Raw genomic sequence first — 20,127 nt, 5'->3', positions numbered from 1 at the left:
CTCACGTTCCTGCATCGGCATGCTCCCGGGGCGCGCGCACGGCGCGAATGCGGCTCTCGACGTAGTCGGCGAGCCGGCTGACGTCCTCGTCGAAGTCGCCGCTGGTGAAACCGTGGCGACCCGGCTTGGCGAGAAGGACGGAGTAGAGATCGACGGGGACGGCGCCGCCGGCGATCGCGGCGACGAGGCGGCGCAGGGGTCCGTCGTCGGGATCGTGCGTTCGCAGGAGGTCCGCGATCTCCGAGGAGAGGGCGTAGAGGTCCCGGCACGGGCGCATGGCGCTCGGCGGCAGCGCCTGAGCGTAGTCGGCCTCGCCGAGGACGATCACCGGCTTGCCGAGCGCCGCCGCCTCGAGGCCGATATTGCCCGTCACCACGGCGACGAGCGCGGCGTCACGCACCAGGGCGTGGGACGGCGCCTCCGGCGGTGCGATCCGGACGTTGGGAATCTCGAGGAGCTTGCGATAGTACGACAACGGCCGAAAGCCGGCCGCGCGCGGATGCTCCTTCACCAGGAGCCGCATTCCGGCGGGCAGGGACAGCGCGAGCGTCCGCGCGGCCTCGATCTGGTTCTGCAGCGGGCGGGCGTAGATCTGGAGCGCGATCTCCGGCTCGAAATGCAGCGGGAACAGGCAGAACGGGGCGTCGTCTTCGCCCGAACGGCCGCTTTGCGCGTCGATCAGACGCCGCAGCCGGGCCGAGCGCCACGGCTGCTGGACGCGCTCGAGCAGCGCGGGAACGACATAGCCGGGATTGTGCGGGTCGGCGCGCACCACGGGATCCCGCAGGCGCAGGGCCTCGTGCTTGGCCGCGGCGGCGAGCGCACGTGCGGTCCCGCGCCAATCGAACGCGCGGCGCGCATGCTCCGGACGGTGCATTCCCTCGTAGATCGCGCCGCGGGCGCGCGTGCTCTCGAGGTAGCGGTCCGCCACTGCCGCGAGCGCGGGATCGCGCACGGCCGACGGCAGCAGCCGCTCGACGTGGCGCGACAGGCCGAACAGCCTGTCATTGAGCGCGACGAAATTTTCGACCTTCGTCGAGCGGAGGAGGAGGATCGGCACGCCGCGGGCTTCGGCGAGCCGCAGCGCGACGTATTCGTGCAGGGTGACGGGGACGAAGCCGAGCACGAGGTCGGGCCGCACCGCGTCGAACAGCGCCTCGACGCGCGCGACCGCCTCGGTGAGCGCGCCGAGCAGCTGCCGCTCCCCGTAGCGCGGGCGATAGTCCTGCTGGAACTTGCAGTACCGGCCGAAGAACAGCCGCCGATCGGCGAGGAGGCCGGCCCAAAGCGAGGGAGGGCCGATCTCCGCCTCGACGCGCCGCAGGAGTGCGAGGTCGGGCGTGCGGGACAGCCCCGCGGCGAGGGACTCCCATTCGCGCAGCCAGGTGACGGCCGGATCACGCCCGAGCGCGGCCGCCTCCGGAGCGCGCCGCGCATACGCCGCGTCGGCCGCGAAGACGCCGATGCGATCGACGCCGAGGCGCTCGCGCACGATCTCGACGAGCCGTGCGAAGATCTTCAGGTTCGCACCCTGGCAGAGCCCGACGATGTTCATGACGCCCCCGCGCAGTCCTCCTCGAGCAGGCGCAGATACGCTTCCGTCAGCCGCCAGTCGAAGAGGCTGTCGATGTTGAAGCTGCGCTCCTCGGGCATGATGTAGCCGAGCGTCACGTCGCCATAGAGGCTCCCCCGGTTCATCACGACATCGCGCCGCATCGCGTAGACGGCGCCGTTCCTCCACAGAACCTGGCCGAACTGCTGGCGCAGAACGCCGCGCGTATCGGAAGGCAGAAGCGGGCTCAGCCGCCCCGCGGCGTCGGCGCGATAGCACGTGAGCGGATGCCGGCCGCCGACGTCGCAGACCGAGATCACGGAATCGGCGCCGCTCTCCTCGAGCAGCGCGAGCGCCCCATCGATGTCCTCGGCCCGGCGCAGCGGGCAGGTCGGCTGCAGGATCACGATCGCGTCGTAGCGTTCCCCCGCGGCTTCGAGCGCGGCCACCGCGTGACGGACCACGTCGATCTGGATCGCCGTGTCGGTGGCGAGGTCGGCGGGACGCGTGAACGGCACCCGGGCCCCCGAGGCGCGGGCCACCTCCGCGATCTCCGCGTCGTCGGTGGAGACCACGAGGCTCGTGACGCGCGCGGCCCCGAGACCCGCCTCGATCGACCAGGCGATGAGCGGGCGCCCGGCGAGGGGGCGAACGTTCTTGCGCGGCACGCCCTTCGACCCGCCGCGCGCGTTGACGAGCGCGAGCGTGCGCATTAGAGGCCCTCGCGCTCGACGAGGCCGAGCGCAGCGCCGGCAGGCACGAGGAAGTCGCGCTTCTCGATCGTCAGCTCCACCCGCGCGAGTTCCTCCGCGATCCGGACGCCTGCGCGCCCGTCCCCGTAGATGTGGCTCGCCGGATAGCGCCCATGCGCGATCTGCCGCGTGGCCGCCGCGCGGATCGCATCGACGTCGTGAGCTACGTCGGCCACGTTCGGGCCCCTCTCGCGCCCGTTCTGGCGCGTGCCGATGTTGACCACGGGCACGCCCAGGAACGCGCTCTCGCGGATGCCGACGCTCGAATTCCCGATCAGGCAGTCGCTGTTGACGATGAGGCGCAGGAAGTCCTGCGGCAGCATGTTCTTGAAGAAGTGGAACGGGCGATCGCCCTCGCGCTCGCGGAACATGCGCAGCGCCTTGGAGGTGCCGTCCGAGCCGGCGTCGACGTTCGGCCAGAACCAGAAGACCGGCTTGCCGAGCGCGCGCACGGCGTCGAGGCTGATCCGCGCCTGCTCGAAAGCGTCGTCGTGCTCGGTGGTCACGGGATGCTGGAGCACCACGACGTACCCGCCCGACAGATCGAAGCTCGGGCCCGTGCCCGTGTAGCGTTCGAACGGATCGAAATCGAGCCCCGGGTCGCGCGCCACCTCGGCCGCGAGATCGACCGACGGGCAGCCGGTGTTGATCACGTACCGCGGATCCTCGCCCATGCTGACGACGCGGTGACGCGCGAGCTCGGAGGCCACGAGGTGGACGTCGGCCAGCTTGGTGATGGCGTGGCGAACCTTGTTGTCGATCGACCCCGTGAATTCGCCGCCCTGGATGTGAACGAGGGGGAGATTCATGAACGAGGCGGCGATCGCGTTCGCGATCGTCTCGTAGCGGTCGGCGATGGTGACGACGGCGTCCGGCTCCAGACGGCTGAGAACCGAGGCGAGCTCGATCAGGCCGATGCCCACGCTGCGAACCGATTGCGCCACGGCCCCGCCTTCGAGCACGGAGTAGACTTCCGCGGCGACCTCGAAACCGTCCTTGCGAATGACGTCGACGACCCGGCCGTAGCGGTCGAGCAGCGCGGAGGCGGCCACCACGATCTGCAGATCGATGGCGGGGTGGTCGCGCATGGCCTCGAGCGCGGTCTTCACGCGCGCATAGCTCGGACGGGCTGTCACGATGACGCAGATGCGTCTCATCTCGGATCTCTCTCAGGCTCTCGACTTGCGCGTACCCGGTTAGCCCGGATCCGCGAGGAACGCACGCAGCTTCTTCGCGACGAAGCACTCGGTGGCGGCCATGGCGTCGCGGCAGGCGCCGCCGATATGGGGTGTGACGACGAGGTTGGCCGCCTCGCGCGCATAGGCGACGAGCGGATGCGCGAGGCCGAGGGGCGCGCGCGCGACCTCGTCGTCGAGGACATCGACCGCCGCCGCCGCGAGCCGGCCCCCGCGCAGCGCATCGAGCAGCGCCGGCTCGTCGACGAGCTCCCCGCGCGCGGTGTTGACGAAGACCGCGCCGGGGCGCATCCGCGCGAAGGCGGCGGCGTCGAAGAGCCTCGCTGCGCCGGGGGAATGGCTCGCATGCAGAGAGACGACGTCGCTCTCGGCGAGCAGCGCGTCGAAGGAGACGCGCGTGGCGAAGGCGGGCGGGTCGAGCTCCGCGTCGGTGCGCGGATCGCAGAAGAGCACCCGCATGCGCAGCGCCTTGCCATATTCGGCGACGATGGAGCCCAGCCGCCCGAGGCCGACGATGCCGAGCGTGCGCCCGGCGAGCTGGAGGCCGACGAAACGGTCCCGGTCGAACACGCCCTCCTCGACCACGCTTCGATGCGCGCGACCGGTGCGCCGCATGCATTCGAGCATCAACGACAGCGTCAGCTCGGCGGTGGCCGTGATCGTCGACAGGAAGGCCGCCTCGCCGCGCAGGCTGACGACGCCGATTCCGCGCACCGCGCAGGCCGCCGTGTCGACGTGGTTGAGCCCCGTCGTCGCGCTCGCGACCGCGCGAAGCCGCGGCGCGCGGTCGAGGAGATCGGCGTCGATCCTGTGGGCGAGGCGGGTCCAGATCACGTCCGCGTCCGCGAGGAGCGCGTCGAAGCGCGCGTCCCCGCGCCGGACGTCGGGCGGCAGCGGGCGGTAGCGCGCGAAGGTCTCGACCTCGCCGATCGCCTCGGCGCTGAAGCCGTCGGGCTCGAGGTTGAGCACGATCACGATCCGCCCTCCCCAGCGGGACACGCGACGACGACCAGGGCTCGCCGACCGTCGTGGGCGCTGTCCACCGCGATCGCCGCGCCGTCCGGCGACCATCGCGGATGAAGGTCGCAGCGCCTCTCCCCGCCCAGGCGCGGCGGGCTGCTGAACCGCGCCAAGCGCTGCGGCGCGCGCCCGCTCTCGCACAGAAACAGGGCTCGATAGGACGACCGGTCCGGATAGGTGTCACAAACGAACGCAGGCAGATCCGAGCCGGTGCGCATGTCCCCGGGCTTGAACATGGGGTGACCGTCCTCCGCCGGCGCGCCCGGCACGGGCGTGCGCCGGCCGCTCGCGATGTCCACGATCTGATAGCGCGGGCGATCGTCGCCGGGCAAGCGACCGAAGACCAGCAGGGCCGAACCGTCGGGCGTCCAATCGAAGTGGGATACGTGCTCCTGGCCGGGCACGTGGAAAAGGACGGTGCCGTCGAGATCCAGGACGACGAGACGCACGCGCCGCCGACCGTCGGCGGCGAGCCACAGGTGCAGGAGGCAGAAACGGCGGCCGTCCGGGGCGAACGAGAGGTGGTTCAGATAGTGCGTCGCGCCGCGCATCGTCGGATGCGGGTCCAGCGCGGCGATCTCCGGCAGGGCGACGATCCGCTCACGCGCGCCGTCGGACAGGCGCACGCGATCGATTCCGGCGCGCGCCGGACACGGGTCCGCCGCCGTCTCGTCCGGCGCGCGCGCATAGCCGTAGCCCGGGCGCAGCCGCTGGAGACGTGCGAAGTCGAGAGACAGGCCGGTCTCGCCCGACGGAGCGACGTCGTAGAGCGGCGTCGCCAGCCGGGCGAGCTCCCGCCCGCTCTGCGCCTCGACGATCGTCGCGCCATAGACGCCGGGCTCGGCGAGCGCGTTCCACGCGATGCGCCCGCCGGGCAGCCAGCGCAGCCGCGCGCCCATCTGCCACGACCAAAGGTCGCTTCGCCCAAGGGTGCGCATCTCTCCCGTCTCGCGGTCGAGGACGACGAGGTCGACGGGATCGCGCGCCGGGTCCGCACCGATGGCGACGCGGTGCGCGAGCAGGTGCGCACCCGCCTCGTCGAAGGGCGTGATGTCGTGATAGCCGAAGAAGACGTGCGCGTTCGGGGCGCCGTAGGCGCGCCATGGCAGGGCCGTATCGACGACGCCGCGCCCGGCGATCCGGCGCACGGCGACGTTGCGCACCGTCGCTTCGAGCCGCGCGACCCCAGGGCGCCAGGACGTCGGCACGAGACGGCCGAGCGCGCGCATCAGGGCGCCTCCCCGCCGCAGCGCAGGCGCCTGCAGAACGCGTCGAGCCCGCCGTGCACGGCCGCGATGCGCCGGAGCTTGGCCATCACGCCGTCCATGATCATCGTCTGCTTGTCGTCGGCCCGCACGTCCGGCCCCGGCCAGGTCTCCTGGAAGAGATCGGACATGGCCCGGGCGAGCGCCTCGGTGCGGTCTCCGTCGAGATCGCCCCGCACGAGCTCGTCGAAGGCTTGGCGCAGCTCCTGGAGGTGCCCGATCTCGCGCGTGAGGCCCCGCCCCTGAAAATAGCCGTTGGCGAGCGAGATCACGGGCTTGCCTGCCAGGATCGCGTCGACGAAGGCCGTGTTGTTGATGATCAAGACCGCTCGGGCCTTGGCGACGATCGCAGGGAAGGGAGCATCGGAGGAGACGAGCTTGACGTGCGGATGCCGGGTCTGCAGCGCCGCGAGCCGCGCGTGGTCGAGCATGCCGAGGAACGCCGGATGCTCGCGCAGGACGAGGTCGTATCCGTATGGCGTCAGGCCCGCGACGAGCTCGACGAGGCTCAGGAAGTCCCGGTATTCCGGCGCGCGCACCAGGATCTGGCTGTCGTAGGGCGTGTTGAGCGCAAACAGCACGAAGCGCTCGGACAGCTCCCCGGGCGGCAGCGTTAGGCGGCGGTTGCGCCGGCCGTTGGCCAGGACGCGGAGCCGGTCACGGTGCGGGTTCGCCTTGAGCCGGGCGAGCGACCCGCGCGGATGAATCGGCGACGCGAACCAGGCGAGGCGGCCGACGTCTCGCGCGAGTTGTCTCGGCGTCACCGGCATCCGCCGCTGGCGATAGCGCTTGGAGATGTCGTCCAGCTTGAACGCGCGCGACCGCACGGCATCGTGCAGGGCGCGGATGCGCGCCTCGACCGCTGCGGGATCGTAATCGAACCGATCCTCCGGCGACTCCGACAGGCTCATGCGGTTGTTGGCGCAGAACCAGACCCGCTGGCCCTCGTGGTTCAGGTTGAGGTTGAGGTAGCTGTGGATGCGATAGGCTTTCGCCCCCGCCGCGGAGGCGAGGTGGTAGCCGACGCTGTGGACGATGTTCGTCCCGCTGGAGGCGAAGAAGAGGTCCGGCGGCGCCTCGGCGAAGAGCGCCTCCAGCGCCTCCGAGAGCGCCGCTTGCTCCATCGCCAGCATGTCCGCGGTTCGCTCCCGCAGCACGAGGCGCATGTCCGACCGGAACAGATCGAGCGGCACACGGCCGCCGAAGCGGGCGAGACGCGCGTGCAGGGCGGCGAGGTCCTGGACCTGCTCCAGCTTCGTCGGGAAGTCGCGTGGGAGCAGGTAATGCTCGTGTGGCGCCTCGCTCCGCTCCGGGGCCGGTCGCGCGAACAGAACGCGGAGCCGAACGTCCGGAAACTCGCCCGCGGCCCGGGCGGCCAGTCCGGCGAAGGCCGCCCGATAGCGATCGTCGTGAGCGGTCATGTAGACGTTCATCGGCGAGGGCCCTCCTTCGGCAGGATCCACCACCAGCCCTCCCGAAGCGGCTGCGCCGCGAGGTCGGGATAGCCGAGCGCGGCGAGTCGGGCCGTCACGTCGGAGCCGCCGACCTGCTCGAACTTCCGGGCGTGATACGCGGCGCGCGCGGCGCGGCGCGCCGCGTCCTCGCGGACGACGAGGCGAGCGAGCGCCTCCTTGGCGGCGCGCACCCGGGCTCGCGCGACCGCGACCACCCTGCCCTTCTTCCGCGGCAAGCCGGTCTGATGAATTTCCTCGAGAGCGTCGAGCACGATGTCGGTCGCCGACCGGCCGGACCCGTCGCCGACTTCGGCGCGCAGCCGGGTCCAGGCCCGCTCGGCGAGCACCCGGGGATCGGGAGGCGCCGCGATCCGATCCGCGACCACCTCGAAGAGCGCGGATTCACTCGGGCAGATCTCGCTGAGCGCGTTCGGCAGCGCCACGTCGTACTCCGCGGAGACGACGGGCGCGAAGGCGAGGACCGGGCGGCCCAGGAGCGCGGCTTCGAGCCCGGTCGTGCACCCGTTGTGGATCACGACGGCCGCCCGCCCGGCGAGCTCGACCGCGGTGCCTCCGGTCTCGACGGACAGGTTCTGGTGAGCGCGCGCGAGGCCCTCCCAGGTCGCGACCCGCTCGGAGGGATGCGGCCGCACGATGACGGGTCGATCCGGAAAGCGCGCCGCGAGGTGCGCGACCATGGGCAGGAACGCGTCGAACACCGCATGGCTGTGCTCGAGAAATCCGGTGTAGAACGTCGTCTCGTCGGGCCCGAAGCGGAACTTGCGCACCACGTTGCCGAGAACGTCCTTGCGCTCGAGCGAGAAGGGGTTGCTTCGCGAGAAGCGCGACATCACCGCGATCGGCGCGCCCGGCCGCGGCGGCTGCAAGGCTCCTCGAAGCCGCGGGTCGAGAAGATCGAGACGCGGATTGCCGGCGGGTCGTACGCGGCCCGCGAGGTCGGGATGGGCGGCGCGCACCGCAGCCGCGTCGCCGCCCCCGCGGGTGAAGAACAGGTCCGTGAGGGCCAGCGTCTCTCGGGCGACGCGCTGACGCGTGTACCAGCCGTCGTTGAGAACCGCGATCGCTTCCTCGTCCCAGGCGACCAGCCTGTGTCCGAGTTCGCGGGCGCGGCGGGCGAAATCCGCTCCCGCTATGGAGACGTCGTTCTCGACGACGAGCGCGGGAGGAAACAGATCGGGACGATGGTGAAGCGTGCGCGATCGCCCGATGGCCGCGGGAAAGCCACGGCGGACCGCCTCGGCCGCGAACCGCAGCCGGGCGTCGAGCTCGCGCGCCGTGACCTCCACGGGAACGAGCAGCGTCGGCTTCGCATCGGACAAGCGCATCACGAGGCCGCCTCCGCGATGCGAAGCGGCCGCTCGACGCGCAGCCTCCCCCCCTCCAGCGCAACGACCTGGTCCGCCCCCGCCGCGTTCTCGCGCCGATGGCTGATCACCAGCACGGCGAGACCGGGGCGGGCGCGCAGGCGGGCGACGATATCCGCTTCGAGCGCGCCTTCGAGGCCGCCGGTGCTCTCGTCGAGAATCACGAGCGCGGGATCGCGGATCAACGCGCGCGCGATCGCGATCCGGCAGCGCTGGCCGCCCGAGAAATTGCGCCCGCGCTCGGCGAGGCGCGTCGCCAGCCCCTGCGGCAGGCCCTCGACGATCTCCAGCGCCCCGGCTGCGGCGAGGGCGGCCTCGATCTCCGCGCGCGACGCCTCCGGCCGCCCGATCGCCACGTTGTCGGCGAGCGTGCCCGCGAACAGGACAGGCTCCTGCGAGACGTACCCGACGAGCGATCGCCAGACGGCGATCGGCGTCTCGCCCGCGTCGCGCCCGTCGACGAGGAGGCTTCCCGCGGAGGGCTCGTGCAGGCGCGCGAGGAGATCGGCGAGCGTGGACTTGCCGCTGCCGGAGGGGCCAAACAGGTAGGTGACGGAGCCGAGCGGCAGGTCGAGCGCGACGCGATCGAGAACCGGCGCGTCGCCGTGCCGGAAGGAGAGATCGCGCACGAAGAAACCGTGTGCGGGCCGATACGAGGCGATCGCCTCGGGCGTCGGCCTTCCGTGCCGCGGCTCGGACGCGACGACGCCGGCCGTGCTCTCCATCGCGGCGAGAACCGAGACCAGGGACGGCCAGCGTCCGACGAGCTTGACCTGGAGCGCCGACAGCGCCGCCGCATAGGTCGAGAGCCGGAACAGGGCGACGACGAAGAAGAGCAGCACCGGCAGGATCGCCGAGCCGTTGGCGCTCTCACCGACGGACCCGAGCGCGATGCCGGCCGCGAGCAGCACGCCCGCGAGCGCGAGCTCGACGGCATTCGCCGGCACCGCCTGCAGGATGGTGAGCTTGAAATCGTTGTCGGTCGAGCGACCGACGACCTCGTCGACGTCCGCGAGGCGCTTCTCCTCCGCGCGCAGCAGGCGGATGTCGCGCACGCCTTGCATCGTCTCGGCGAGGAGGCCCGCCGCGGCGCGGGCGAGCGTGACGGCCCGCGTGCCGTAGCCCCGGGCCGCCTCGTTCACCTTGCGCATGCCGACGACGTAGACGACGACGCCGACGACGGCCGCACCGGCGACGACGCGCCAGTCGACCAGCAGCAGCGCGACGAGGAGCGACAGCAGGGACAGGAGGTGGGTGGTCGCGCCGATGGCGGTCGTGATCAAGCTCGTCCCGCGATTGAGCTCGTTGCCGACGAGGTTGATCAGCTCGCCGCTGTCCTGGCCTACCCAACGCGCATAGGGCATGCGCAGGAAGCCCTCGACCAGCAGGCGCGCCCAGCGGCGCCAGACGCGACGCCGGACGTGCGCGGTCAATGCGATGCGCCCGAGCGCGACCGCGACCTTCGCCAGGAGCAGCGCCGCGAGCGTCGCGAGCAGCGCCGACGGGTCGTCGCCCACGAGCTCGACGAGGCCGTCCATCGGCCAGGGCGCGCTCGCCGCCGATCCGCCGGGCATCACGGCGCCGCCGACCGGGATCAGCGCGGCGATCGAGACCGCCGCCAGCACCGCCTCGACCGCGGCGAGGACGAGCACGAAGACGAGCGCGAGGCGATCGCCCGCCAGGCGACGCCAGAGCGCGCGCAGCCCCGCAGCGAGATCGAGGCGTGCCAGGTCCCTCACGACGTCGCTCCCGCCGCCTCGAGAATGCGCGCCGCGCGACGGGACCACGTGTAGCGGGCGAGGAATGTCTCGTGCGCCCGGCGTCCCAGCGCCTGCCGCTCGTCGGGGTCGCGCATGAGCCGGCGCAGGGCGTCCGCCCAGGCCGAGACGTCGCTCGCCGGGACGAAGAGCGCGGTGCGGTCCCGCTCGAGGGCCTCGTGCAGCACCGGCAGGTCCGAGACCACGATGGGCTTGGCGTGGGACATGTACTCGAAGATCTTGAGCGGCGACATCCACGCCACCGTGTCGCCGCCGCCGCCGGAGACCGCGACCTTCGCCTGATAGGGCGCCACGACGGCGTCGAACCGGCGCATCAGCGTCGGCACCTCGCTCGGGGGCCTGTGGCCGTGGAAGATCACGTTCGGCGGCGGCGCGAGCCCGCGCAGGCGCGCGACGTCCTCGGGGCGGCCGCCCACAAGGTGGAACTCCGCCTCGGGAACGGTCCGGGCGACGTCGACGAGGAGCTCGCCGCCGCGTCCCGGATAGAGGTGGCCGACATAGCCCACCCGGAACGGCGCGGTCGCGTCTCGCGGCTGCGCGGCGCTCCCGTCCGGGTCGGCGACGGCATCGGCCCCGTCGGGCGCGACCAGGATGCGGCTGGCGATCTGCGGGCGCGCCGCCGCCCACGCGTCGCGCAGCGGCCGGGAGATCACGACGAGCGCCTTCAGGCCGGGATGCTCCAGGACGCGATCGGTGATCAGGCGATCGCGCAACCCGCGCGGGGGATCGTGCGTCTCGAAGACGAAGCGCGAGCGCGGCCGAAGACAGGCGAGGAGCCACTCTGAATTGCGAGCGACGAGCAAGCCGCCCTCGCGGACGCGATGGCGCACGGCGAAGCGTCCGATCGCGAGGCGTTGCGCCGGACCGGTCGGGAGACCGACGCGGCGAGCCTGCGCGATGGCCCGCACGAGCAATCCGTCGTCGCGTCCGTAGCGCTCGATCTCGAACGTCGCCGGCGCATCGTAATGAGCGCGAACGGCGGCGTCGTCGCCACCGCCGCGGAAGGCGTGCAAGGTCACCGCGTGCCCGAGGCCGGCGAATGCGGCACTCATGCGCACGACGTGGACTGAATTGGCCGAATCGGAAATCAGCTCGCTGGCGGAGAGGTAATCGATTCTCATGTTCCTACGCCCGCCGGACCCACGGGGCGCGCAATCGCACCAACGCGGCGCGCGGACACACCGACGCGGCGCGCGCACCCGCCTCGCGCAGCGGTCCTCGTCTACAGAAGCTCGCCCCGCGGGTCAAATACGGCTGGAGCCCGACGCCCAGCGCCGGCGCCAGCTCTCGAAGGCGACCAGGGTCCAGATCTCGTGCGCGCGATCGCGTCGTCCGGAGCGGTGCTCCTCCCAGATCCGGCGTGCGGGCTGCGGTCGCAAGAGGCCGCCGCCGTAATCGGGGGCGGTGAGCAGATCGCCGGCGAAAGTCGCGAGCGGCCCCCTGAGCCAGCTCGCGAGGGGAATGGCGAAGCCCGCCTTCGGACGCTCGAGCAGCCGCGCGGGTACGCGCCGCTCGACGACGCGCCGCAGGAGCCATTTCGAGCGCCCGTCTCGCACGAGCTGACGATGCGGCAGCCGCCAGGCGAAACGCACGACCTCGGCGTCGAGCAGGGGCGGCCGCACCTCGAGCGCCACGGCCATCGAGGCGCGGTCGACCTTTTGCAGGACGTCGTCCGGCAGGTAGGTGAGCGCATCCGCGAGGCGCATGCGCTCGAGCGCATGCGCCCGGGAAGGGAGCATCGCCGCTCGCGGCGGATGCTCGGACGCATCGATATGGGTCCGCGGATCGGGGATGACGCTGGCGAGACGCCGGTAGAACGCCTCGCCGTCGAGCGTGAGCGCGTCCGCGAGCTTCGTCAGCTTGTGCCCCGCCTGCGGCGGCGCGCCCGGCAGAACCCGGGACAGCGCGTCGACGGCATGCGGCGGCGCGGCGCCGAGCACGGAGCCCGCGATGCGGCGCACGCCCTTCGGCACGCGCGCGAGCCGCTCGAGGCGCGTCGCCGCGAAGACGTGCCGGTTGTAGCCGGCGAAGAGCTCGTCGCCGCCGTCCCCCGAGAGCGCCACCGTCACGTCGCGTCGCGCGAGAGCGGAGAGAATGTGCGTCGGGATCTGCGAGCTGTCGGCGAAGGGCTCGTCGTAGAGATCCGGAAGGAGGGGGACGACGTCCAGCGCCCCGGAGGCCGAGACCTCCAGGGCCGTGTGTCGCGTCCCGAGATGGGCCGCGACCGCCCGGGCGTGGGGGCCTTCGTCGAACCCGAATTCCGGAAACCCGATCGAGAAGGTCCTCACCGGTCGCGACGAGGAGGCGGCCATCAGGGCGGTGACGGTGCTCGAGTCGATGCCCCCCGACAGGAAGGAGCCGATCGGGGCTTCCGAGATCGTCTGGCTGCGCACGGCGCGCGCGAGCAGCGCGTCGAGCGCATCCGTCGCGTCCTCGTCCGACAAGGCGAGCGGCGCGGCGAGCCCGGCGCGCGCGACCTCCTCCAGGCTCCAGTAGAGCCGGTGCGTCTGCGCGCCGTCGACGGCGATCGCGACGTGCTCTCCCGGGAGAACCTTGCGCAGTCCCTCCAGGATGCCGTACGGCGCGGGCACGTAGCCGTACCTCAAGAACGCGGCCACCGCGTGAGGGTCGATCGGGGCCTCGAAGCCGGCCGCGCGAAGCGCCTTGAGCTCGGAGCCGAACAGGATGCGCCGCCCCTGCCGTGCGTAGAACAGCGGCTTGATGCCGAGCGGGTCGCGCACGAGATGGAGCCGCTGCTCGCGGCGATCGTAGACCGCGAACGCGAACATTCCGTCGATGTCTGCCAAGGTGGCGTCGAGGCCGCGGCAAGCGATGCTTTCGAGCAGGCTCTCCGTGTCCGATCGGCCTCTCCACGCGAGGCCTCGGAGTTCGCGCGCCGCACGCAGCGTCTCGTGCCCGTAGATCTCGCCGTTGTAGACCAGGACGTAGCGTCCGTCCGCGGAGATCATCGGCTGATCGCCGCCGGGACCGATGCCGAGGATCGCGAGGCGCCGATGAGCCAGAGCGAGACCGACCGAGCCCTCGCAATGGACGCCTGCGCCGTCCGGACCGCGATGCGCGAGCGCGTCGCCCATGGCGCTCGCGGCGCCCGCGAGCGCATCCGCGTCTCCTGCTAGGGCGGGGTCGATCAGGCCGGCTATGCCGCACATCGCGCGAGGCCGGTTCCGATCGGGGCGTATCGAGCGACGATCACAAGCTCCACACCGTGACGCCTCCGGGAATCGAAGCCGGGGAGAGCCGCGACTTGAGGTCGACGAGGATTCCGTCCGGGACGAGCCGGGACGCGAGGCTCTCCGGCCCGAGCGCGAGATAAGACCCGTGCGGAACCGCGAGGACGAGAGCGTCGAGATCGAAGAAGCTCTCCAGCGGGCTCAGCACGAGCCCGTACTCCCCCTTCGCCTCCTCGGGATCGGCGAACGGATCGTGCACCAGCGCCTCGATCCCGAACTCGGCGAGCTCACGCACGACATCGGGGACACGGCTGTTGCGCAGATCGGGAACGTCCTCCTTGAAGGTCAGGCCGAGCACGCCCACGCGGGCACCTCGGATGCGCCCGGACTTGGCGAGCGTCTTCACCAGCTTCTGAGCTACGAACGCGCCCATGCCGTCGTTGGTCCGCCGACCGGCGAGGATGATCTCGGGCCGGTACCCGAGGGCTTCCGCCTTCGCCGTCAGGTAATACGGGTCCACTCCGATGCAGTGGCCGCCGACGAGGCCGGGCGTGAAGCGCAGGAAGTTCCACTTGGTCCCCGCGGCCGCGAGCACGTCCGCGGTGCGGATGTCCAGCCGATCGAAGATCTGGGCCAGCTCGTTCATCAGCGCGATGTTGAGGTCGCGCTGGGTGTTCTCGATCACCTTGGCGGCCTCGGCCACCTTGATCGAGGACGCGCGGTGGATCCCGGCGGTGACCACGGCTCCGTAGGTTTCGGCGACGACGGCAAGCGTCTCGGGATCGGAGCCGGAGACGACCTTGGTGATCGTCTCGAAACGGTGCACCGGGTCGCCCGGATTGATGCGCTCCGGCGAGTAGCCGACGGCGAAGTCGCGCCCGAAGACGAGCCCGCTCTCGGCCTCGAGCACGGGAACGCAATCCTCCTCGGTGGCGCCCGGATAGACCGTCGACTCGTAGACCACGACGTCGCCGCGCTTCAGGGCGCGCCCGACCGTGCGCGAGGCGGAGACGAGCGGCCGCAGGTCGGGGCGGCGCTCCTCGGTGATCGGGGTCGGGACGGTGACGATGTGGAAGTCGGCCGCGGCGAGATCGGCGGGATCGGTGGTGAGGCGCAGCCCCGGGGCGGCGAGGCGGGCCGGATCGACCTCGCCGGTGCGGTCGCGGCCTTCGCGGAGCTCGCCGACCCGGCGGGCGTCGATGTCGAAGGCGACGACCTCGAAGCCCGCGGCGGCGAATGCCGCGGCGACGGGCAGCCCGACATAGCCGAGCCCGGTCACGGAAACGCGCCGACGCCTGCCACCTTGCGCACCGTTCACTGTTCTGCCCCCAAGTCGCGCGCCGCTCGCGGATGTCCGCGCTCGCGCACGCCGATTTCACCGATGACGAGGGCGCCGCGACCATCCGTACGCCCCGGCCGCACGCCGAGGCGGCGGACGCGCGGACGATCCGCGTCGGGGCTCGCGCTGGCAGGGACGACCGCCTGGTTCCGGAAAAGGCGCGGTCCGAGCGTCCGAGCCGTGCGCATCGGTCCTCCGGATGCCCCGGTCTCTTCTGCCGCACTGCGCGCGAAGCGCTCGCCGGCCCGTCGCGCGCGGTCCATAGCCCTTCTCTCTTGCTCGCCCGGCTTCTACTCATGCCGCCCAGGAGCGTCAACCGGGTCTGCGGAGGCAGCACCCTCGCGAACCCTTGCCTGGACGGCGGGGGACGCGATCGCCGCAACAGCGCCTTCCGGCGACGCTCGACGTCTTCGAGGACGAGCTCGCCGCCCGCGAGGCGATCGCGCGGGGTTCCGACGCGCGGCTCCCGACCGTCGCCACGCCCCCCTCCCCTCTTCCCGGCAGCTCGGCGGGAGCGCGTCGTGCCCCGGGGCGGCGCCCGCCGCCCTTTGACGAAGCACCCGGAGTCCTGTAGCGCTTTTCCTGGTTCGATCGCGGCCCAAGCGCCGTTCGTTGAGAGAAGGCTCCGTAGTGACTGCCGCCCGCCTGCAGGGACGCTCGATTCTGTACCTCGTGACCGAAGACTGGTATTTCTGGTCTCACCGCCTGAACCTCGCACGAGCGGCGCAAGCGGCAGGCGCACGCGTCATCGTCGCGGCATCCATGAGCGACTATGCGACGCGCATCGCGGACGAAGGGTTCCTGCCAGTCCACATACCCTTCGACAGGTCGGGATTCAATCCGTTCAAAGACGTCAGTACGCTGCTCAAAATTCTCAAGACGTACCGCAAGTTTTCGCCGGATCTCGTGCACCACGTCGCTGCGAAGCCCGTGTTCTACGGGACGATCGCCGCGCGCCTCGCGCGCACGCCCGCCATCCTGAACGCCATGGCCGGCATGGGCTTTCTCTACATGGACAAAAGCCCGAGGACGTGGCTGGCCCGCCATGCCTTCCAGATCGGCCTGCGCAGCGGGCTCCGGCAACGCACCACACTGGTTACCGTGCAGAACGCCGATGACTTCGCGGCCCTGCGGGGCTTCGGCATCCCCGAGCAGCAGATCGTGACGATCCCGGGCTCAGGGGTGGATCTCGAGGCCTATCCCGTGCGGGAAGCGCCTCCGGCCCCTCCGGTCGTCGCCGTCTTTGCCGCACGGATGCTGTGGTCCAAGGGGATCAAGGAACTCGTCGAGGCGGCGCGCATTCTCGCGGCTCGCGGGGTGCCCATTCGCGTGCGGCTCCTCGGGAGCACGGATGCGAACCCGTCGCGCGTCCCGAGCGATACGATGCTCGCCTGGCGCGAGGAGGGAGTTCTCGAGGTCGTCGGACATTCGAACGACGTCGCGGGAGAGTTCGCCCGCGCTCATATCGCCGTCCTGCCGTCTTACCGTGAGGGCCTGCCCAAGGCGCTGCTCGAAGCCGCGTCGTGCGGGCGCCCCATTGTCGCGACGGACGTTCCGGGGTGTCGCGAGATCTGCCGCGACGGCGAGACGGGGATCCTCGTGCCGGCATGCGATCCGCTCCGTCTCGCCGACGCGCTCGAGGAGCTGGCGGGAGATGCCGAGATGAGGATGCGGATGGGTACGAGAGCTCGTGAGGTCGTCGAAGCGGAGTACGCATCGCAGCGGATCGCCGACCTTACCCTCGGCGCATACCAAAGATTGCTCGATGAGGCGAATCGACACGGATGACATCGCGCGAGTGGACGATCTTCGGCAACTTCCCCGGCGCGTTCTTTTCCTGTATGACCAATCGTCTGCCGCCTCAGCAGCATCAGATGAGATGAGCCTCTCCCTTGGATGACAGCAACGGTCGCCGATTCAAGAAGGTTCTGCTTGCCGCCACGGAGGATTGGTTCATCCTCTCGCACTTCCGTCCGCTCATCTCCGCGCTCCGCCCGCTCTGCTCCGAGCTGGTGGTGGTCACTCGGTGTGCCGGGCGCGAGGGCGAGATAAGGGCGCTCGGCGCACGCGTGGTTCACCTCCCGTTCAGGAGGAAGAGCCTGAACGCCGCCGAGCAGGGATTGGCCGCTCTCCGTCTGGCTCGCGTCCTGGAAGCGGAGAGGCCGGACGTGGTACACTTGGTGGCTCTCAACCCGATCGTGATCGGCGCCGCCGCGATCCGCCTGTTCCACGTCCCGGCGGTTGTCGCACACGTCACCGGTCTCGGGTATCTCGGCACGGCCCGCAATCTGGCGATACGCGCCGCACGACGGATCTCCTTCTCGCTCGTCGACCGCATGCTGAACGAGCGGGTGAGCTGGGTCCTGGCCGAGAACGCGAGCGACCTGATCGACTTGCGCGCATTCGGCGTCGCGGTGGGCGAACACGCGACTGTTCTGGGCGGCGCGGGCGTAGATCCGAACATGTACACGGCAGCGCCGCACCCGCAAAACGATGTGCCCGTGGCCGCATCTGTTTCGCGCCTGATCCACTCGAAGGGCCTCGATGTGCTCGTCTCCGCCCGCGACCTCCTGGTGGCGCGCGGCATCCCCCTGCGAGTTCGGGTCTTCGGCCGCCATGATCCGGACAATCCCGAGACCATCGCGCCCGACCAGCTGCAGAAATGGCTTGCGCGCGGGGCTATCGAAGGCGGTTACGAGACTCGGGACGTTCCCTCCGTCTGGCGCGATGCGGACATCGCGGTCCTGCCCGCGCGGACGCGTGAGGGGATGCCGCGCTCGATGCTCGAGGCGGCCGCTTGCGGCAGGCCGCTCATCGTCACCGATGTCCCCGGCCTGCGCGATTTCGTCCGCGACGAGCAGGAGGGGATCGTCGTGCCCCCCAACGACCCGGTCGCTCTGGCCGACGCGCTCGAGCGCCTGTCCACCGCTCCGGAGCTGCGTGTGCGCATGGGCGAGGCGGCCCGCGCCCGCATTCTTTCGCACTTCACGGAGGCGCACGTGATCGAGTCGATAGAGCGCGTTTACATGGAAATGGCGGCCCGGCTCAGAGCGGAAGAGCGGCGCAGGTGAGCCTCGACGAGCAGACTCGAGCGCGCGTGGCCGAGCGCGTCAGCGTCGTCATGCCGGTCTACAACAGAAGCGAGGGCGTGCGCCGCGCCGTGCGTTCCGTGCTCGCACAAACGACGTCGCCCGCCGAGATCATCGTCGTCGATGACGGGTCCGATCCCCCGCTCACCGCCGCGCAGCTGCGGGACGTCGCTCAGCATGTCCGCCTGATCCGGCACGACGAGAATCGCGGCGCGGCGGCCGCTCGGCAGACGGGAATAGAAGCCGCACGCGGCGACTACATAGCTTTTCTCGACTCGGACGACGTCTGGCTTCCCGACAAGCTGCGCGCGCAGGCTCCGCTCTTGTACGCAGCCGGCGACGATCTCGTGGCCGTCGCATGTGGCTGGCGCTTTTCGGACGAGACCGGGGAGCGCACGAGGCTTCCGATCGCGAGCGCTGATCCGCGCGACTTCGCGAGCGGCTGCTGGTTCGCGCCCGGGGCGACGACGATCGTGCCGCGCTCCGCCTTCGTCACCGTCGGTGGCCTGGATCCCAATCTCCCACGGCTCGAAGACTACGAATGGTTCTTGCGTTTCGCTCTCGCGGGCGGCCGGCTCGAGGTCGCCCCCGTGATCGGCGCGCAGGTCGCAGCCGGGCGTCGTGCGACGGCGAAGGCCGTGGACGAGGCGGCCCTGCGATTGTCGAATGGTCTCGCACGGCGACTGCCGCCCGCGTGCGCACGACGCCTGCGGGCCTACCTTCTGCTGGAGCGCGCCGCCTCGCGTCGCAACGCCGGAGATCGCGTCATGGCCGCCTGGCTTCTGTTCCGCTCGCTTCTCACAGCGCCGCGTGCGACTCTCCACCTTCGGCGCTGGTGGGGCTGACCGCCCGGTCGCTCGTCCCTCGGGCCAGACCGAGCAGATGCTGCGAGGGAGCGAGCCCGATCGACTCGAAGGCCGCGACGAGCTCGGCCGCCTTGGCGCGCCGCGACGCGTCGTAGGCCGCTCCGTCGAAACGGACCCGCTGGAGCGCATCCTCCAGGCTGCCGGCTTCGAGCAAGTCGTCAGCCGCCAGACGGGCGAGACACATGCAATCGGCGAGCTCGTCGGTGCGGGAATCCACGGGAACGACGATTCCCGGCACGCCCGCCGCGAGCGCCGCCATGTTGCCGTGCAGTCGGGCGCCCAGCGCGAACTTGCAGCGCTCGAGATCCCCGATCCAGGTTCGCGCATCGAAATAAAGGCGGGTCGACCGGCCGAACGCATACCCGAACAGGTCCGGCCGCATGTCGGGCGCGAGCGCTCTGTGCGCGGCGCGAAGCTCGTCGGGATCGGCCGCCAGCCCGTCAGAGCCCGATGTGGACATCAGCGGCGTCGGGCCGGACTGCTGGACGTACAGGCCGTCGCGCTCGGCGAGCCACGCGAAGAGACGGCGCTCGATGCGCTCGGTGATCCCGGAGAGTTCCCGCGGGTTCGCTGCGGTCACGGCGAACGGACCCTGCGCGAGCGTCGCCGGATCCGCCAGCGCCCGCGCGGCCGTTGCTCCGACGCGAGGAGACGCGTTGAGCATGAGAGACGGGCAGCCGGTCGCAATCACGCGTTCGAGCCCGAGCCTGCGGCAGACCTGCGCCGAGAACTCGCCGCGCACCGAAACCAGCGCCGCCTTTTCGCGAACGACGGCGACGAATTCGGCGATGTTCTCGTCCGCCTCGAGGGCGGCGGCCACCCGGTCCGCGTCGGCCCCAAGCGCGGCCTGCGCCCCGAGGCCGAGAACCACCAGCGGGACGCGGATCGTCCGCAGGAACTTGACGAGCAGGGTCCAATCCGAGCCGAGCCTCAGGTGATTGGCGGCCGGGAAGACGAAGTGGGTGAGACCCTTGTACGCCTGCGCGTCCCCGTAGGACCGATTGGCGAAGCCGATGTGCCGCTGCTCCCCGCCGATGATTCGAGAGGCGGCGAGCTGGAACATCAAGTTGCCGGAGTTGGCTCCGACGGCCTTCATGCGATCTTCGAGCGTGAACCGCTCGGGCTCCGGGACGAAGCCCGACGTGCCAAGGAAACCGACTATGGACATGAGCGCCGCGCCTGCGGGGTGGGGATGGAACAGTCCAGAGCGCTTATCACGGAGGCCTGCGCCTTGTCATGA

Annotated in this window: 16 protein-coding genes; 4 read left to right on the top strand and 12 right to left on the bottom strand. The window is 71.0% G+C overall.

The features are described 5' to 3' along the window. Position 1 precedes the first annotated feature (1 nt). The 9 genes from ABL310_RS09895 to ABL310_RS09855 are packed head-to-tail and all read right to left on the bottom strand — an operon-like array spanning position 2 to position 11,232. On the bottom strand, positions 2–1,555 hold the full coding sequence (locus tag ABL310_RS09895; RefSeq protein WP_349371507.1) for a hypothetical protein: 1,554 nt from the start codon (positions 1,553–1,555) through the stop codon (positions 2–4). After that, positions 1,552–2,265 carry an acylneuraminate cytidylyltransferase family protein gene (locus ABL310_RS09890; protein ID WP_349371506.1) on the bottom strand — a complete coding sequence of 238 codons (714 nt, stop codon included), beginning with the start codon at positions 2,263–2,265 and terminating at the stop codon, positions 1,552–1,554. Before ABL310_RS09890 ends, ABL310_RS09895 begins: the two co-directional genes overlap by 4 nt. Next, positions 2,265–3,461, bottom strand: coding sequence for a UDP-N-acetylglucosamine 2-epimerase (gene neuC / locus ABL310_RS09885; protein ID WP_349371505.1), 1,197 nt, complete (start codon positions 3,459–3,461; stop codon positions 2,265–2,267). Before neuC ends, ABL310_RS09890 begins: the two co-directional genes overlap by 1 nt. Positions 3,462–3,500: 39 nt before the next feature. Then, positions 3,501–4,475, bottom strand: coding sequence for an NAD(P)-dependent oxidoreductase (locus tag ABL310_RS09880; RefSeq protein ID WP_349371504.1), 975 nt, complete (start codon positions 4,473–4,475; stop codon positions 3,501–3,503). Beyond that, positions 4,472–5,749 carry a hypothetical protein gene (locus tag ABL310_RS09875; protein WP_349371503.1) on the bottom strand — a complete coding sequence of 426 codons (1,278 nt, stop codon included), beginning with the start codon at positions 5,747–5,749 and terminating at the stop codon, positions 4,472–4,474. Before ABL310_RS09875 ends, ABL310_RS09880 begins: the two co-directional genes overlap by 4 nt. Next, the gene (locus ABL310_RS09870) at positions 5,749–7,218 is read right to left on the bottom strand and encodes a hypothetical protein (protein WP_349371502.1); all 1,470 of its coding nucleotides are present in this window, start codon (positions 7,216–7,218) and stop codon (positions 5,749–5,751) included. Before ABL310_RS09870 ends, ABL310_RS09875 begins: the two co-directional genes overlap by 1 nt. Then, positions 7,215–8,585 (bottom strand): surface carbohydrate biosynthesis protein, encoded by a 1,371-nt coding sequence (locus tag ABL310_RS09865; RefSeq protein ID WP_349372034.1) that lies wholly within the window; start codon positions 8,583–8,585, stop codon positions 7,215–7,217. The genes ABL310_RS09870 and ABL310_RS09865 overlap by 4 nt, the downstream gene beginning before the upstream one ends. Further along, positions 8,585–10,363 carry an ATP-binding cassette domain-containing protein gene (locus ABL310_RS09860; protein ID WP_349371501.1) on the bottom strand — a complete coding sequence of 593 codons (1,779 nt, stop codon included), beginning with the start codon at positions 10,361–10,363 and terminating at the stop codon, positions 8,585–8,587. The genes ABL310_RS09865 and ABL310_RS09860 overlap by 1 nt, the downstream gene beginning before the upstream one ends. Further along, positions 10,360–11,232: a glycosyltransferase family 4 protein gene (locus tag ABL310_RS09855; RefSeq protein ID WP_349371500.1), complete on the bottom strand. Its 873-nt coding sequence runs from the start codon at positions 11,230–11,232 to the stop codon at positions 10,360–10,362. The genes ABL310_RS09860 and ABL310_RS09855 overlap by 4 nt, the downstream gene beginning before the upstream one ends. Here ABL310_RS09855 and ABL310_RS09850 point away from each other — a divergent pair. Continuing rightward, positions 11,224–11,472, top strand: a complete 249-nt coding sequence (locus tag ABL310_RS09850; RefSeq protein WP_349371499.1) for a hypothetical protein — start codon at positions 11,224–11,226, stop codon at positions 11,470–11,472. The genes ABL310_RS09855 and ABL310_RS09850 overlap by 9 nt on opposite strands. Before the next feature lie 174 nt (positions 11,473–11,646). On the opposite strand, the gene asnB is transcribed toward ABL310_RS09850, so the two are convergent. Further along, positions 11,647–13,572: an asparagine synthase (glutamine-hydrolyzing) gene (asnB, locus tag ABL310_RS09845; protein WP_349371498.1), complete on the bottom strand. Its 1,926-nt coding sequence runs from the start codon at positions 13,570–13,572 to the stop codon at positions 11,647–11,649. A gap of 40 nt (positions 13,573–13,612) precedes the next feature. After that, positions 13,613–14,872 (bottom strand): nucleotide sugar dehydrogenase, encoded by a 1,260-nt coding sequence (locus ABL310_RS09840; protein WP_349371497.1) that lies wholly within the window; start codon positions 14,870–14,872, stop codon positions 13,613–13,615. A 690-nt stretch (positions 14,873–15,562) separates the two neighbouring features. Here ABL310_RS09840 and ABL310_RS09835 point away from each other — a divergent pair. From ABL310_RS09835 to ABL310_RS09825, 3 genes are all read left to right on the top strand, one after another. Next, a complete protein-coding gene (locus ABL310_RS09835; protein ID WP_349371496.1) occupies positions 15,563–16,720 on the top strand; it encodes a glycosyltransferase family 4 protein in 1,158 nt (385 codons plus the stop codon). Between the two features lie 104 nt (positions 16,721–16,824). Next, positions 16,825–18,003 carry a glycosyltransferase family 4 protein gene (locus ABL310_RS09830; RefSeq protein WP_349371495.1) on the top strand — a complete coding sequence of 393 codons (1,179 nt, stop codon included), beginning with the start codon at positions 16,825–16,827 and terminating at the stop codon, positions 18,001–18,003. Further along, positions 18,000–18,866, top strand: coding sequence for a glycosyltransferase family 2 protein (locus ABL310_RS09825; protein WP_349371494.1), 867 nt, complete (start codon positions 18,000–18,002; stop codon positions 18,864–18,866). Before ABL310_RS09830 ends, ABL310_RS09825 begins: the two co-directional genes overlap by 4 nt. Here the strand turns inward: ABL310_RS09825 and ABL310_RS09820 are convergent. Continuing rightward, positions 18,820–20,055, bottom strand: coding sequence for a polysaccharide pyruvyl transferase family protein (locus ABL310_RS09820; RefSeq protein WP_349371493.1), 1,236 nt, complete (start codon positions 20,053–20,055; stop codon positions 18,820–18,822). The genes ABL310_RS09825 and ABL310_RS09820 overlap by 47 nt on opposite strands. Positions 20,056–20,127 lie beyond the last annotated feature (72 nt).

Source organism: Salinarimonas sp. (assembly GCF_040111675.1).
In the GTDB taxonomy this organism is placed as follows: Bacteria; Pseudomonadota; Alphaproteobacteria; order Rhizobiales; family Beijerinckiaceae; genus Salinarimonas.
The sequence above is the reverse complement of the archived record's forward strand: the minus strand, read 5'-3'. Positions and strand labels throughout refer to the sequence as shown.

Excerpts from the sequence above, each read along its gene's own strand:
- neuC (WP_349371505.1), bottom strand. The coding sequence starts at position 3,461 with ATGAGACGCATCTGCGTCATCGTGACAGCCCGTCCGAGCTATGCGCGC.
- ABL310_RS09875 (WP_349371503.1), bottom strand. The coding sequence starts at position 5,749 with ATGCGCGCGCTCGGCCGTCTCGTGCCGACGTCCTGGCGCCCTGGGGTC.
- ABL310_RS09890 (WP_349371506.1), bottom strand. The coding sequence starts at position 2,265 with ATGCGCACGCTCGCGCTCGTCAACGCGCGCGGCGGGTCGAAGGGCGTG.
- ABL310_RS09870 (WP_349371502.1), bottom strand. The coding sequence starts at position 7,218 with ATGAACGTCTACATGACCGCTCACGACGATCGCTATCGGGCGGCCTTC.
- ABL310_RS09865 (WP_349372034.1), bottom strand. The coding sequence starts at position 8,585 with ATGCGCTTGTCCGATGCGAAGCCGACGCTGCTCGTTCCCGTGGAGGTC.
- ABL310_RS09820 (WP_349371493.1), bottom strand. The coding sequence starts at position 20,055 with ATGTCCATAGTCGGTTTCCTTGGCACGTCGGGCTTCGTCCCGGAGCCC.
- asnB (WP_349371498.1), bottom strand. The coding sequence starts at position 13,572 with ATGTGCGGCATAGCCGGCCTGATCGACCCCGCCCTAGCAGGAGACGCG.
- ABL310_RS09895 (WP_349371507.1), bottom strand. The coding sequence starts at position 1,555 with ATGAACATCGTCGGGCTCTGCCAGGGTGCGAACCTGAAGATCTTCGCA.
- ABL310_RS09850 (WP_349371499.1), top strand. The coding sequence starts at position 11,224 with ATGGCGCACGGCGAAGCGTCCGATCGCGAGGCGTTGCGCCGGACCGGT.